General features: G+C 37.7%; 2 protein-coding genes. Both read right to left on the reverse strand.

Going from position 1 to position 483, the window contains the following annotated elements; genetic code table 11:
- Positions 1-181: hotdog domain-containing protein (locus CYP43_RS08280; protein ID WP_275935729.1), on the reverse strand; the 181-nt coding region annotated here is incomplete at its 3' end.
- Positions 182-190: 9 nt separating this feature from the next.
- On the reverse strand, positions 191-322 hold the full coding sequence (locus CYP43_RS09760) for a hypothetical protein (protein ID WP_258032193.1): 132 nt from the start codon (positions 320-322) through the stop codon (positions 191-193).
- Positions 323-483: the final 161 nt, after the last annotated feature.

A 483-nucleotide genomic window follows, 5' to 3' on the forward strand; every position in this document is an offset into this window, starting at 1 on the left:
CAGCAGAAGCTATAAATTTAGCCTCAAGCGACGAAACTACAACGTATCCGCCCTCTTTTGTGAAATTTAGCCCAGCCTGAAAAACTGCTTCGCTTCTGGCTCGTTCGCAAAATTTCATGTAGTTTGTATGATAGACTATACCACCCGCATCGGTATCTTCGTAGTCGATTCGTATTTTCACGGTATTTCCTTAGACTTTTACATTAAGCCCAATTTTACTAAATTTTCTTAATAGCCCCATTATATCCGCCTCTTTTCCCTCCTGAGCACTACTCAATTCATAGCTTACTTTTGCGTTATCTCCGATTACGCCGCTTATCATCTTAATCCTTTTAATCCTTTCTATCCACGCTCTTTGCGTTAATTTTCATCATCGCTTCAAGTTCTTCGAAATTTTTTTTAGTATGTATCTTTAGCCCTTTGTCGTTTTTTCTTTTTTTACCCTGCCTCTTTTGCTTTCTCTTTTTTTCTTCCATTATCTTT

The sequence above is a fragment of the Campylobacter concisus genome, assembly GCF_002913045.1.
In the GTDB taxonomy this organism is placed as follows: domain Bacteria; phylum Campylobacterota; class Campylobacteria; order Campylobacterales; family Campylobacteraceae; genus Campylobacter_A; species Campylobacter_A concisus_AP.